Raw genomic sequence first — 12,655 nt, 5'->3', positions numbered from 1 at the left:
CTGCAAAAGTATCCACTTGATTGATAATGTGATGATTTGGGTTGACCTCAGTCTGGGGCAACACTATAGTTACGCCCCGTTGCTGAGCAAGTGCAGTAACTCAAATTTGGTGAGGTGTCCGAGTGGCTGAAGGAGCACGCCTGGAAAGTGTGTATACGGCAACGTATCGAGGGTTCGAATCCCTCCCTCACCGCCACATTCAGAAAAGACCCGTTGAGCAATCAGCGGGTCTTTTTGTATTTGGCGGTTTTCAGTTTTATCCATATGGTTTATCAGCCAGAAAAATTAAAGCTGGTCTTCATTCTTTCATTCTTTCATTCTTTCATTCCTGACTCAGTCTTTATTCATGAATTGTTATTGATTCTGTATTGAATATTGAAAACAAGGTCGTTCATTCTAAATGGCAGCGAACGGGTTTATTCAAGAAAAACACATTTTTAATTTGCTGTTGAGCGAAATGGGCAAGCTATAAATATTTGCGAGTCATCATTCATTTTATATTTATTCGTTACATCACCTTTTTCATTTTCATTCTATTTGTAAATTAGCAATCGCTAAATTGTAAATCTTTATATACAACCACGCTCAGTTCAACTGGTTGATTTTATTTGACATTAGAGTATTAACTCTTATCTATTGTTGTTCTTGTTAATTAAATGTTAATTTTTCTGTACATTTCATTGTTGTTTTTTTGTTTGTTTTGTTTGCAAAGCATTGAAATGCTGAGCCAAAGTTGAATCGCTTTCTTGAAAAGCACATGTGTATCACGGAGCTGAAACAGTATGTTCTCAGAAGTTTGGCGATAAAGCATTTTCTCTATGAATGGTTTGTTGGTTGGGATAGCAGGGCAGCTCACTAAAATCTCTAGGAATGAGTAATGAAAACAAACAAACAACAAGCATTGGCTGTATTGACACTAGGTTCACTTTTCACCTTGCCGGCGATGGCTGCAGAAATGGTTGACGTCACCGATTCTGCGGTTCTGGAGCAAGGGTTAATGGCACGTTCACTGACACCATTAAATAACAGTTTTAAACCTGTAAAATCGGTCACTTTACCAAATGGTAAGCAAAAGGTCCGCTATCAGCAGCTTTATAAAGGGTTACCCGTTTATAATTCTGCCGTTGTGGCAACGACAAGTAATCAAGGCCTGACTCAGGTTCATGGTCGGATGGCACAAAATGTTGAGCAAGATCTGCCAGTCATTCAGGCAAGTATTGATGAAAAACAAGCGCTGAATATTGCGAAATCACATCATGCTTCATTACATACACCGCAATTCACCGGTGAACTGCCACTTGAAAATGAGCAAGTGACACTGATGGTTCGTCTGGATGAAAACAATCTGGCCGAGCTGGTTTATCAGGTGAGCTTCTTTGTTGCTTCTGAAGAGCCATCCCGTCCTTATTTCTTTATTGATGCCAACACAGGGGATGTACTGGACACCTGGGATAGCATTGCTCATATCCAGGCGCCCGGTTCTGGCCCTGGCGGTAATACCAAGACCGGGCAATACCAGTTTGGTGTCGATTTCCCGAATTTCATGGTAGAGAAGAACGGTACCACCTGTACCATGAATAACAGTGCAGTCAAAACCGTCGATCTGAATGGTGCGACGTCAGGCTATAACGCATTTAGTTATAACTGCCCGACAGACAGCAATGCCAATAATCACAAACAGATCAATGGCGCGTACTCACCACTGAACGATGCGCACTATTTTGGCCAGGTAGTCTTTGATATGTACAAAGACTGGCTGAATACGGCACCGTTAACCTTCCAGCTGACCATGCGTGTACACTATGGCTCCCAATATGAGAACGCATTCTGGGACGGGAGCGCAATGACCTTTGGTGACGGTTATTCTACCTTCTATCCATTGGTGGATATCAACGTCAGTGCTCATGAAGTCAGCCATGGTTTTACCGAGCAGAACTCAGGTCTGGAATACCGCAATATGTCGGGTGGTATTAATGAAGCCTTCTCTGATATCGCCGGGGAAGCGGCTGAATTCTATATGCGCGGCAGCGTGGACTGGGTCGTCGGCAGCGATATTTTCAAACAGTCTGGCGGTTTACGTTATTTTGATCAGCCCTCCAGAGATGGCCGCTCAATTGATCATGCTTCGCAGTACACATCAGGTCTGAATGTGCACTATTCAAGCGGTGTCTTCAACCGTGCTTACTACTTACTGGCCAATAAAGCCGGTTGGGATGCCCGTAAAGGTTTCGAAGTTTTTGCGGTTGCTAACCAGCTGTACTGGACGGCCAACTCGACCTTTGACCAGGGTGGCTGTGGTGTTGTGAAAGCAACCCAGGATCTGGGCTATAACACTGCCGATGTTGTCGATGCCTTCAATACTGTCGGTGTCAATGCCGCTTGTGGGGTAGCACCACCAACGGGTGATACGCTGGAAAAAGGTAAGCCAATCAGTGGTCTTTCCGGTAACAGAAGTAGCGAGCTTCACTACACATTTACGGTTCCCGCTTCAGTCTCCAGCGCTTCTGTCAGTATTACTGGCGGATCTGGCGATGCAGACCTGTATGTGAAAGCCGGCAGCAAGCCCACCACGACATCCTGGGATTGCCGTCCTTATGTTGGTGGGAACAATGAAACCTGTAATGTCGCCGTTTCTTCTGGCCAGACTTACTACGTGATGCTGCGTGGCTACAGCAACTTCTCAGGTGTGACACTGAGCCTGAACTATTAAGCCGTTTTCAACGTAACCAACCAGAAGGGAGCCTAGTGCTCCCTTTTTCTTTGCTGACGATTGGATTGCGATGCGTAATTAAATTTCATTTTTGTGGTTTAATCTCTTTTTAGCCCTGTGATCTCCGCGATAAAAGCCTGCTTTTTTATCTCAATTTGGCAGAATCCTCAGCTGTGACTCAGTAAAATGCATCTTCTGTTCGCGATTTTAAGCAATTTTACCAGGGGTAATTGCCAGTCTGATACCGATGTTGCAACTACCTGTCCATTAACCTAATGAAAACAAAATAAAAAAATTGATGAAAAAGGAATACATGATTTATCACTGGTTTTTATATCAATCATCTGATTTCTGTCGATAAGCTGTTTTTATCAACTGATAAAATGAAATTTATAGCCACTTTTGTACCAGTAAACATGCAGAAAATGAGCGTAACAAATGGTGAATACGATCTGAGTAGCACGTCAGTAGTGCGCAAGCAGCTAAAGATGCGGCTTTGATCACGATTATTGGTTGTAAATAGACAACATTAATATTAATACAGTGAGATATTTTACTTAAAAGTTGATTTAATATGACGAATGACTGGTTATTTATGATGATTCTGGTCATATGGTCTTTTTGAATTGCCTATGTTGGCTTTTATCTCTGGTTAATGGTTCGGAGCGGCAGTGAAAGAACAATTTAATGTGCGCAATGCGGCAGCAGACACGTTTGCAATGGTGGTGTTCTGCTTTATCACTGGCATGATGATCGAAGTGTTTATCTCTGGGATGACCTTTCAGCAGTCGCTGGCCTCCCGGACACTGTCAATTCCGGTGAACATTGCCATTGCCTGGCCTTACGGTGTTTTTCGCGACTGGATGATCCGCCGCGGAGCAAAAGTGAGTCCGTCAGGCCGGATGAAGTTCGTCTCCGATATGCTGGCTTACGTGCTGTTTCAGTCACCTGTCTATGCCGCTATCCTTTGGTTTGTCGGGGCAGAGCCCGAGCAAATTATGACTGCGGTCGCGACGAATGCATTGGTGAGTGGTGTGCTGGGGGGTGTTTACGGTCAGTTTCTTGAAGTATGCCGCCGTATGTTCAGGGTCCCTGGTTACTACCAGCAGGCCTGAAACAGTGAGCTAAAACGTCTTTGATGAGAGGCAGTCCAACGGACTGCCTTTTTCGTTGTGATCGCTAGCGGCTCAAAGGGTGGCGCTGTTGTTTTTTAATGGCAATTTCAAGTTGCGGATGCGCAATACTGATATCGTGTGCCAGGAATTTACGCTTAATCCGGCTGTGAAGATCATGGGTTAAACTGAGCCGGTGGCCGGTTTCCGCGGCATAGGCCCGTACTTCAAAATTTTGCGCATCAGCGGTAATACTCAGGAAGAATACTTCGGGTTCAGGATTGTCCAGAACCAGCTCGCATTCATCCGCCGCTTCAAAGAGCAGTCGGGTGACCAACTCGGTATCGGCCAGATATTTCACACTAATGGCAATGGTGACCCGGGTAATGGAATCCGAGAGTGACCAGTTGACAAACTGCTCTGTCACAAAAGCTTTATTCGGAACGATGACTTCTTTTCTGTCCCAGTCGACGATAGTGGTTGCCCGCGTATTAATTTTTGCCACTATCCCGGTCAGATCGCGAATGGTGACCGTGTCACCAATCCGGATCGGCTTTTCAAATAAAATAATCAAGCCGGATATAAAGTTGGCGAAAATCTCCTGCAAGCCAAAACCCAAACCCACACCCAGTGCCGCAATCAGCCACTGCATTTTTGACCAGTCAAAACCGATCAATGCCGAACCGATAATGATGCCAAAGAAAATGGCCATATAGCGGGTCAGGGAGGTAATCGCATAGCCGGTGCCCGGACTCAGGCTGATATGCTGCAGTACCAGCAACTCCATTGCACCGGGTAAATCACGGGCCAGAATGGCCGTCAGCCAGAGTGCCAGGATCGCGAGCAGCACACTTTTCAGCGTGATGTGGCTGAGCTGTTCTATCCCGTCAATATTGGCATTGACATCCCAGAGGGTAATGTCTTCGAGGAAGCTGGTGGCCTGATATAAATCCGATGACAAGAGCGCAAGAATAAACAGATAAATCAGCAGTAATAGTGAGCGCAAAAGCCGCAGCGACTGCGCGCTGATGACATCTAAGTCGACTTCCGGCTCTTCAATTTCAATATGCAGCTCACTGCTGGAGGGTTCCTCTTTGCCCTCAAGCAATTCGGCTCTGCGTTGCGCTAGTATTTCCTGACGTTTTGCTTTGGCCCGCTCGAAAGCCAGTCTGCGTCGCTGAATCAGCATCAGTCTTTTGATCAGGTAATACACCAGGAGGGTAAATACCCCCAGGACGGCAGCATATTCGAGTTTGGACATTAGCTGTTGCGCCGAACCCAGATAGCCCATCAGTGCAAAATAGTTGAGTGCCTGCGGCAATAAAATCAACAGCCACCAGAATAAGTGATGGCCCAGATGTAAATGGCCTTGGGGTAAATCCCGGTACGTCATGGGAATACGCTCATTGGCCATTTTCCACAGAAAATAACTAACGGCTAAGTTACTGATAATGAAAGCAAGCCGGCCCAGCGTGGCGTTCACATCAATGTCGTTGTAATAGAAAGCAAAGTTCTGGATAACCATCATCGGCAGGTAGATCCAGATCAATCGGCGGTAATGGCCGAAACAGCGCATGACGAGGCTGGGCTGCCAGTCAAAATGCTTAATGAGCAGGCCGTCTGGCCGCACCAGTTCTCTCATGAAGCAGTACATGACCAGGGGCAATGGTAACGCCAGCGCCTGACCTAAATGATGGATAAAAGGCAGTTGCCAGAGCGCGCTTAACAGGGCGCCAACGACTGCCACAACCAGCGGAGCCGGCCAGGCAAACAGGCCAGAGCAGATGACATTGATCATACTGAAGCTGAATTTGTCTTTGGTCACTTTCCCGATGTACTGACTGGTTTCTTTCAGGTATTTCTTCCAGCGTGCACGACTCCAGCTGAGGGCGATGATCAGCAGGGCGACAATGATCAGACAGAAAGTCAGGAGCACAGGATCGGCGACCATCGGGATTTTGAGCAGTCCCAGCCACTGGGCTGGTGAAAAAAACCACTGTAATTTTTCCAGTGTGTCGCTGGCTAATTTCAGACTGAAAGCGTTGCTGTCCGGGGCCAGGAACAGCAAGCGTGCCGCTCTGTTTTTCAGGTTGTTGAGTGAGGAATTCAGTTTGTCATAGGCAACTTTTAAGGTGGCTTGCTGATAAATCAGAATATCGCTGCTGTCGATCAGCTTTTCTAACAAAGACAGATTATTCTGAATGAGTTCAGATTGCAGCGTTTGTTGTTCCTCTGACAGGTTTTTCTCTGGCGCGGACTTTGCGCTTTCTGTCAGATCTTCATATCGCTGCTGGTATTCATACTTACGGATCTGATTTTGAGCGATGTTATTGTCCAGCCCTGACATATCCGGCGGATCTGGCAGTCTCTTGAGCCGGGTACGCATGTTTTCACTGAAAGCCGGGCTGAGAGACAGCCACTCGGCCATGTTATTCAGATCCTCTGCCGTTTTTGCCACCTGTTCTGATTGCTGATCGGTTTTTTCCTGTTGCAACTGAACTTGATCCAGTTGATCGGACAGTGAAGATAACACACTGGCATAACGCCGGTTTTCTTCACTGAGTTGTTTCAGTTCAGGGGGAAGATCGACCAGCTCTTGTACCAGCTCATCGGTATCGACGGCAGATTGTTCGGCATCGGTTCTGAGCAGCCGGTTCAGCATCAATTGCAGATTGTTACGGTATGCTTGTCTGGCCTCTATTTCTACATTGACCAGCTGGAGCTTTTGTTTGCTGAGCGTGCGGCGATTATCACCTGTCAATTGTTCGGCTTCGAGGGCTGACAACTGAGTATCATAAAACTCATACTCAATGTTATGAACCAGCAAGAGCGGGTTATCACGATCTCTTTCCGCCTGCTTGCGGGCTTTATCGGCATTATCTATCTGCTGACGTAGCTGTTCGACCCGCTTGGGAAACGCATCCATACTGCGTTCTATGTCTTCAATCTCGTTGCGATAGTTATGTCGCTGTAATTCAAGCTGTTCTAACTTGTTGTCCTGCTCAGCGATTTCAAGGGTCAGCTGATCCTGACCCCATTGGCTGAAGTCTGGAAAGTTTGAGGCATTAAAGTCACTGATTTGCGTTTTTATAGTTTCCGTCTGCTCATTGAAGTTATCAAGCAGCTGCCGGTTCTTTTCAATTTGCGTTTTATAGGTTTCCGTTTTTTGCAACTGATCCTGTGCCTGAAGCAGTTTCTCCAGCAATTTCTCATTATCAGGTGTTGTCTCAAGCTCCTTGGCCAGCGCAATCTGTTTGTCCAGTGCTTCACTGTAATCGGACGTTTGCTGTGTGGCGGCGGCGGAATCTGGCTCTTCACTGGCGTAGCAGGGAAAGACGGTGATCAATAAGACGAACGAGAGTACGAATACGGTGAGATTGCGCATAGCGAAGTGGTAAGACTCAAATAAGAATTATCTTACAAGTGTAGAAATAAGCGTGTGTTAGGCCTAAGAAAAAACCGATTTGATCTTTTGATCATCGCTTAAGATAAGAAAGTACAACTAATTGGGAAAAAACCTTGACCCGATTAGCACAAGTCAGTAAATTAGCCGCCGTCGACGCGACAGGCGTTGGCAACAATTTGGTGAGGTGTCCGAGTGGCTGAAGGAGCACGCCTGGAAAGTGTGTATACGGCAACGTATCGAGGGTTCGAATCCCTCCCTCACCGCCACATTCAGGAGAGATGGCTGAGTGGTTGAAAGCACCGGTCTTGAAAACCGGCATACGTTAATAGCGTATCTAGGGTTCAAATCCCTATCTCTCCGCCATATTTGAAAGCCCCGACTAGGCGTCCCCGTCATTAGTCGGGGCTTTTTTATTTAGCTTCAGTGTGGGTTTTCCGGGATTTGAAAATCTCTCTATACCTTGTCTGGCTCCGCCACATTTGAAGAAACCGCTGAACTATCGGCGGTTTTTTTTCGCCTGAACCTTGGCAAAATGAGATAGGGTGAAGAAGCCTAGAAGGGTGCGGACGGCCAGTCTCAGCCGAGCGAAGCGAGACCACGTTGCCTTCAGGCAACGCCCGAAGGGGCGCGAGCTTGCGAGCGATAAATCCTTATCTCTCCGCCACATTTGAAAGTCCCGACTAGGCGTCCCCGTCATTAGTCAGGGCTTTTTTATTTAGCTTCAGCGTGGGTTTTCCGGGATTTGAAAATCCCTCTATACCTTGTCTGGCTCCGCCACATTCGAAGAAACCGCTGAACTATCAGCGGTTTCTTTTCGCCTGAACCTTGGCACAATGAGATAGGGTGAAGAAGCCTAGAAGGGTGCGGACGGCCAGTCTCAGCCGAGTGATAAACCCTGCTCCAGCTCGATGCAGATCAAACAAATCAGTCAGACGGAAATGCACGACCCTCCTTCTGAACTGTTTTACATTCATCCTCCTACTTGTCCAATGTTGATATCGATGCGGCTCACTTTATTGCCATATACCACACAGTGAATGTTGAGTCGTTCTATCTCAGAGTGAGCCTGCCTAAAAAGACAAACGTAAAAAATATTGACACTAATATTTCTGATAAAAATGTTTATACATGAAATGCCTTTATCAACTATCTAATTTAACTGGACAATTGAAATTTAATACTTAAGTTTACTACCAAACTAAACTTCCAGTGCTAAAAATAAGAAGGTCATTTTTTATATCACTTTATTGAGATCTTTAAGACAAAAAAGTATCAGAGATAAAATGCAGGGTTTATTGTAACGTCATGTTTTTAAAGAGTTAATTTTTGTTGTTTTTCACAGTGACTTTATTGTTTGTTATTTTTTTGACGTGAACTAAAGTTAACTTTATTAAAACGCTAATATAATAAAGAAAGGACGAGTAGGAATGTCTAGAAAATCATACACTAGATTGGCATTAGTGTCCGACGAGAGTATCCAGTCTTCTATTCTGAAAGAGTATTTGGTGAAGAAGCTTACCTTTTCTATAAGTTGTATCAAACTGGATGAAATCAGTAAGTTATCAGCCAGGCAAATTGAAGAAACTTTGTTCGTTTTAGATTCTGCCGGCGTGACATCAAAATTTAGTGAAAAGTATCTGAGCATCATGGCTGATAAAGAAGTGATACCTTCTGAAATTCTAATTAATGTGTGCACAGATATAAAAGTTGATGAGCTTAAGAAATGGCCGAATCTGGTGGGTGTTTTCTATACCAGTGACTCGCTTGAATTGTTATCTGAAGGGTTGTTAAAGATACAAAATGGGGAGTTATGGTTCAGCCGTAAGTTATGCCAGGAACTGATTTCTGAATACCGAAGCACGCAAGCCAATATACCTAAGATGAGCGTGGAATTAACGACGCGGGAAAAGGAAATTATGCAGTTGTTGGTGTCCGGCGCATCTAATTCACAAATTGCCGAGTCTTTATTCGTCAGTGAAAATACAGTGAAAACACATCTTCATAATGTGTTTAAAAAAATTAAAGTCAAGAACCGCCTGCAGGCGTTTATGTGGGCTAAGAATCATACATTCAATAGTTTATTATCATGAAATTTCGATATTTGATAATTGCCTGTCTGATCATTGTGTTGCCTGCTGTGAGTTCAGAAAAGGATGGATCGATTGAATCATCAAAACCGATTGAGAATGGACCTTCACTGGAGAATGATGAGCCGCTAGAAGTTCAGGACCGATTGGAAAGCTTAGATAGTTTGCGTGAAATTGATGGTGTAGTGATCGACAGAACAATGACTCGACTGGGTGAAGAGTTTTATTCTCTCTTTGCACAAAAGTTAGAAGATCAACTGGATGAGCTAAAAGAAAATATCTCGGTGAAAGAAAGGCCGACAGCCTTATCGGGCAGTATTATTACTGTATTTCATCGGCAGAACATCATATACAGAACGGCGTTATCTCCGGGAAGGCAGAATATTGAAGAGAAAACAGATCAGGCTGTTTCAGCGGTTAAGAATTATGTATTGAGATGGCGGATAGAAAGGTATTTAAAAGATACCTTCGATATTGACTACGACGAAATTTAAGAGGTCAGCACATGAAAGGGAAGGTATGTTGTTTATTGTTTATGAGTTTCTGGACAATTGATGTCTCAGCAACCGAACTGATATATACACCGGTGAACCCTAATTTTGGTGGAAGCCCATTAAATGGTAGTTATTTATTAGCGGGAGCCAATGCCATTAATGATTATAAACCGCCACAAGAAAACAGTTTGCTGGGTGAAGACGAAAGCAGTATACAAAGGCTGGCGGCGAACCTGGAGTCCCGTCTCATCGGCCAGTTACTTTCGGATGTCGGTAACGGCAATACAGGGCAACTCAGTACGGATGATTTCCTGTTGAATATCGTCGACAACAATGGTTCTTTGATGATTCAAGTCACGGATAAGGCAACAGGCGAAACATCCACGATTCAAGTTAGTGGCTTAGTGCCGGATATGTAAGGAGACAATCATGAGACTCATTGCCTTATTGTGTTCGGCATTAATTTTAGGTGGCTGCTCTCAGTCTATGAGTATTCCTGCCCCTAAAGATGAGCCAACACTGATGCCACGAGGGGCGACTTATTTAGATTTAACCTCTTTGCCTTTACCCCGAGGCCCGGTTTATGTGTCGGTTTATGATTTCCGGGATCAAACCGGTCAGTATAAACCTCAGCCGAACAGTAACTTCTCTACTGCTGTACCGCAAGGCGGGGCGGCTATGTTAACAACCGCATTACTCAATTCTAAGTGGTTCATTCCCTTAGAGCGAGAAGGGTTACAGAACTTACTGACAGAACGTAAGATTATTCGTGCTGCGCAGAGTAAACACGAGACACCGAAAAATCATGGTAATCATCTTCCCTCTTTGATGGCAGCCAATATCATGGTTGAAGGCGGGATTATTGCTTACGATACCAATATTCAGACCGGCGGCGCGGGTGCGAGATACTTGGGGATCGGGTTATCTTCTCAGTACCGGACTGATCAGGTCACGGTGAATGTCAGGGCGGTGGATATTCGCAGTGGCCGTATTTTGCTCAGTGTGACAACCAGTAAGACAATCCTGTCTCAGGAGCTGCAAACCGGTATTTTTAAATTTATAGATTATAAAGATCTTTTAGAGGCTGAATTGGGCATCACAACAAATGAACCTGTAAATGTTGCTGTTATGTCGGCGATAGATTCTGCAGTCATACAAATGGTTGTCGATGGGATAAAGACAAATCTGTGGAAACTTAGAAATCCTTCAGATATGTCTAATCCTGTGATTCAGAAATATTCAGGCACCACTCAGCCGATTATTTAGTCGTTAGAGGCATTGTATTTCTTTTTCTCCAGGCCTTTTTTTGCTGTCTATGGCAATCATCTTGTTCGGGTGATTGCCTTTTTTTGTTTGATATGTATTTATTTTCGAAAACAAATATAGCCATTCATTTTCTTGTTCTTCTTTTCATGGGTTTAACTGCTAGTTGTTATCTATGTATTTGATTTTTAAGTTTTGTTCTCATGTCTTTAACTGTTTTTATAGTCATAAAGTGCTAGCAAAAAAATAGATATAATCATCATAAAGTTCATAGGAAATAGACAAATAAATACCATACTGAAATTACAAACAAGACAAGGTGATTTCGAGGGTTGCAGCAATGAAGTATCAAGCTTTTAAGTATTCGAATGCAGTAGCCTTATTGGGTGTTATTTTAAGTTTTTCCGCGTTCTCAAGTGATTTGGCAAAAAATGAATTAAGTCGAGTTTCTGAATTGTCTGATGACTTTAATAATGCGGCAAAAGTTGAATTAATAAATGCATATGACAGTTCAGCGAAAATTAACCAAACGCATTTATTTGGCTCAGGTAACAAAGCATTAGTCAGACAGTCAGGCTATAACAATAATGCCAATATTGATCAGATTGGCGGGGGGAACCTCTCTTATATCGAACAAAATGGTAATGATAATTATGCTGCCATTTATCAGGCCGGGTGGAATAACGAAGGCGCAATTATACAAAATGGCAACCAGAATCGTGCGGTACTTTCCCAAGCGGGAATAGGGCTTAGCGAAACCATCAACCAGGATGGTGATGGCAATGTGGCTTACGTCATTGACAAGCCAAATGTGAATTACTCTGGTTTTAATATTAATCAATCGGGTAATGAGCAAATACTAATCGTCAACGGAATGAATAAACAAATTACAGTCCATTAACACAATGTAAGGAATATCACATGAAAAAGTTAGCTCTGGTAATTTCTGCGCTGTTGGTCTCTGGTGGTGCACTGGCGGTAGATAACGAAGCTGATGTGAGTATTACAGGTTACAGTGATAACAATGATGTGTGGATTTATCAGGAATCTCCAGGAAGCTGGGGTAATGAAGCAGTGGTCGATATCAGCGGTGGTTCCGATGATAACGAAATCGACATTGAACAAGATGGTTCCGGCAACTACGGTAAAGTTGAAGTAGCCGACGACTCAGAAGATAACGAGTTGGAAGTGCTGCAAGACGGTGACGATAACACGGGTCGAATCAGCCTGGATGATCATGCCGATGATAACCATGTTGTTCTGAACCAAGATGGTGATGACAATACCGCCGATGTGGATATCGAAGGTGGTGATGATAACCGTGTTGATGTTGATCAGTATGGCGATGACAACAAAGTGTATGTGGACATCAAAGGCTACGGCGCTGATCACAACGACGTCTATATCGACCAGTACTCAGATGATGCCCGTGTCTACGGTAAAATCCTGGGTGACTCTCGTTACAATGAAGTGGACATCGAACAGACTCGCGCTGATACAGCCACCTTTTATATCAGTAACTCGTCTAATAACGAAGTTGATATCCAGCAGTTCTGATAACGTTATTGAAATAAAGTTGAATG

At 44.2% G+C, this 12,655-nt stretch carries 9 protein-coding genes and 3 tRNA genes; 11 read left to right on the top strand and 1 reads right to left on the bottom strand.

The features are described 5' to 3' along the window. Positions 1-108: 108 nt before the first annotated feature. From LN341_RS09985 to LN341_RS09975, 3 genes are all read left to right on the top strand, one after another. Positions 109-196 (top strand) — tRNA-Ser (locus LN341_RS09985). A gap of 681 nt (positions 197-877) precedes the next feature. After that, a complete protein-coding gene (locus tag LN341_RS09980; RefSeq protein WP_370643630.1) occupies positions 878-2,710 on the top strand; it encodes a M4 family metallopeptidase in 1,833 nt (610 codons plus the stop codon). A 719-nt stretch (positions 2,711-3,429) separates the two neighbouring features. After that, positions 3,430-3,825: an L-alanine exporter AlaE gene (locus LN341_RS09975; RefSeq protein WP_046219861.1), complete on the top strand. Its 396-nt coding sequence runs from the start codon at positions 3,430-3,432 to the stop codon at positions 3,823-3,825. Between the two features lie 64 nt (positions 3,826-3,889). On the opposite strand, the gene mscM is transcribed toward LN341_RS09975, so the two are convergent. Further along, positions 3,890-7,207 (bottom strand): miniconductance mechanosensitive channel MscM, encoded by a 3,318-nt coding sequence (gene mscM, locus LN341_RS09970; protein ID WP_046219643.1) that lies wholly within the window; start codon positions 7,205-7,207, stop codon positions 3,890-3,892. A 199-nt stretch (positions 7,208-7,406) separates the two neighbouring features. Between mscM and LN341_RS09965 the strand changes: the two genes are divergently transcribed. From LN341_RS09965 to LN341_RS09930, 8 genes are all read left to right on the top strand, one after another. Then, positions 7,407-7,494, top strand: a tRNA-Ser gene (locus LN341_RS09965). A 6-nt stretch (positions 7,495-7,500) separates the two neighbouring features. Further along, positions 7,501-7,591: transfer RNA gene (locus LN341_RS09960), tRNA-Ser, on the top strand. Between the two features lie 1,142 nt (positions 7,592-8,733). After that, on the top strand, positions 8,734-9,318 hold the full coding sequence (locus tag LN341_RS09955) for a LuxR C-terminal-related transcriptional regulator (RefSeq protein WP_160296954.1): 585 nt from the start codon (positions 8,734-8,736) through the stop codon (positions 9,316-9,318). Beyond that, positions 9,315-9,809 (top strand): curli production assembly/transport protein CsgE, encoded by a 495-nt coding sequence (locus LN341_RS09950; protein ID WP_234203206.1) that lies wholly within the window; start codon positions 9,315-9,317, stop codon positions 9,807-9,809. The genes LN341_RS09955 and LN341_RS09950 overlap by 4 nt, the downstream gene beginning before the upstream one ends. An 11-nt stretch (positions 9,810-9,820) precedes the next feature. Continuing rightward, positions 9,821-10,228: a curli assembly protein CsgF gene (locus tag LN341_RS09945; protein ID WP_046219646.1), complete on the top strand. Its 408-nt coding sequence runs from the start codon at positions 9,821-9,823 to the stop codon at positions 10,226-10,228. Between the two features lie 10 nt (positions 10,229-10,238). Further along, complete coding sequence (locus LN341_RS09940; protein WP_046219647.1) at positions 10,239-11,075, top strand: CsgG/HfaB family protein; 837 nt, start codon at positions 10,239-10,241, stop codon at positions 11,073-11,075. 337 nt (positions 11,076-11,412) lie between these two features. After that, entirely contained in the window at positions 11,413-11,973 is a 561-nt protein-coding gene (locus LN341_RS09935; protein ID WP_234203205.1) for a curlin subunit CsgB, read from the top strand. Between the two features lie 20 nt (positions 11,974-11,993). Continuing rightward, entirely contained in the window at positions 11,994-12,629 is a 636-nt protein-coding gene (locus LN341_RS09930; protein ID WP_234203204.1) for a hypothetical protein, read from the top strand. Positions 12,630-12,655 lie beyond the last annotated feature (26 nt).

This window comes from Photobacterium sp. TLY01 (assembly GCF_021432065.1).
Lineage (GTDB): Bacteria > Pseudomonadota > Gammaproteobacteria > Enterobacterales > Vibrionaceae > Photobacterium > Photobacterium halotolerans_A.
Note: the sequence above shows the minus strand (reverse complement) of the source record. Positions and strands in the feature narration are given on the sequence as shown.

Coding starts and splice junctions, on each gene's coding strand:
- LN341_RS09980 (WP_370643630.1), top strand. CDS start 878: ATGAAAACAAACAAACAACAAGCATTGGCTGTATTGACACTAGGTTCA.
- LN341_RS09975 (WP_046219861.1), top strand. CDS start 3,430: ATGGTGGTGTTCTGCTTTATCACTGGCATGATGATCGAAGTGTTTATC.
- mscM (WP_046219643.1), bottom strand. CDS start 7,207: ATGCGCAATCTCACCGTATTCGTACTCTCGTTCGTCTTATTGATCACC.
- LN341_RS09950 (WP_234203206.1), top strand. CDS start 9,315: ATGAAATTTCGATATTTGATAATTGCCTGTCTGATCATTGTGTTGCCT.
- LN341_RS09945 (WP_046219646.1), top strand. CDS start 9,821: ATGAAAGGGAAGGTATGTTGTTTATTGTTTATGAGTTTCTGGACAATT.
- LN341_RS09940 (WP_046219647.1), top strand. CDS start 10,239: ATGAGACTCATTGCCTTATTGTGTTCGGCATTAATTTTAGGTGGCTGC.
- LN341_RS09935 (WP_234203205.1), top strand. CDS start 11,413: ATGAAGTATCAAGCTTTTAAGTATTCGAATGCAGTAGCCTTATTGGGT.
- LN341_RS09930 (WP_234203204.1), top strand. CDS start 11,994: ATGAAAAAGTTAGCTCTGGTAATTTCTGCGCTGTTGGTCTCTGGTGGT.